Genomic DNA, 1489 nt, shown 5'->3' with positions numbered 1-1489 from the left:
CATCGGTACGGCCGGCGACCGGGGTGCCGACCGGGACGTCCTCGCCGGCGCCGAGCCGGGACAGCAGCACACCCAGCGCCGCCTGCAGCACCATGGCCGGGGTGACACCGTGGTCCACGGCCAGCTTCCGCAGGTCAGCGTGCAGTTCAGCGGGGACGGTCAGCTCGATGTCGCCCCCGCGATGGGTGGCCACAGCCGGTCGTGGGCGGTCGAAGGGGAGCGCCAGCTCCTCCGGAAGGTCGGCCAGCGCGTCCCGCCAGTACCCCAACTGCCGTGCCAGCAGGCCGTCCTCATCCTGCTCGGACCCCAGCAGTTCGCGCTGCCAGAGTGTGTAGTCCGCGTACTGCACCGGCAGCGGCGCCCACCCGGGCGCACGGCCGGCCACCCGCGCCGCGTACGCGGCCGACAGGTCGCGCCCCAGTGGAGCCATCGACCAGCCGTCACCGGCGATGTGATGAAGCGTCAGCAGCAGCACCTGCTGCTCGGCAGTCAGCGTGAAGAGGGAAGCGCGCAGCGGCAGTTCCGTCGCCAGGTCGAACGGCTGCCCTGCCGAACGGTTCGCCGCGGCAGCCAACTCGTCCTCGTCGCCGACCGGCTCGACGGAGAGACCGATCGAGACCTCCTCGATCGGCAACACCCGCTGCACCGGCCGTCCGTCGACGACGGTGAGGACGGTCCGCAGGACGTGGTGCCGGTCGATCACATCGCGCAGCGCCGCCTCCAGCGCCTCCTGGTCCACCGCACCCGAAAGGCGCACGGCGGCAGGGATGTTGTACGTCGCGTTCAGCCCGTCCAGCTGCCCGAGGAACCAGAGCCGCTGCTGGGCGAAGGACAGCGGCACCTGCCCGAGTCCTTCACCGACGGCCACGACCGGCGGGCGAACGGGCTCGCCGGGGACGAGGTGACGCGCCAGGGCGGCGGGGGTGGGGGCTTCGAAGAGGGTGCGGAGCGGGAGTTCGGTGCCGAGGGTGGTGCGGATGCGGCTGGTGAGGCGGGTGGCGAGGAGGGAGTGTCCGCCGAGGTCGAAGAAGCTGTCGTCGGGGCCGACGGTGTCGAGGCCCAGGACCTCGGCGAAGGCGGTGCAGATCGTCGCCTCGCGTTCGTTGGCCGGCTCGCGGGTGGCGGTCTGCACGCCGTACTCGGGGGCGGGCAGGGCGCGACGGTCGAGCTTCCCGTTGACGGTGAGCGGGAACGCGGGCAGGAGCAGCACGGCCGACGGGACCATGTACTCGGGCAGGCGCTCGGCGGTGAAGCGCCGCAGCTGGGCGGGCAGGTCCGCATCGTCGGTGTTGTGGGTGGGGGTGGGGATGGCGTAGGCGATGAGGCGTTGGTCGCCGGGGGTGTCTTCGCGGACGAGGACGGTGGCTTGGGTGATGTGGGGGTGGGTGGTGAGGGTTGCTTCGATGTCGCCGAGTTCGATGCGGAAGCCGCGGAGTTTGATCTGTTCGTCGGCGCGGCCGACGAATTGGAGTTCGCCGGTGGTGGTCCA

The 1489-nt window shown here is 71.7% G+C and carries 1 protein-coding gene; it reads right to left on the bottom strand.

Features of this window, described 5'->3' with window-relative positions:
- Positions 1-1489: condensation domain-containing protein (locus AB0D10_RS46285; protein ID WP_360269138.1), on the bottom strand; the 1489-nt coding region annotated here is incomplete at both ends.

The organism is Kitasatospora sp. NPDC048545, from assembly GCF_040651155.1.
Classification (GTDB): Bacteria; Actinomycetota; Actinomycetes; order Streptomycetales; family Streptomycetaceae; genus Kitasatospora.
Note: the sequence above shows the minus strand (reverse complement) of the source record. Positions and strands in the feature narration are given on the sequence as shown.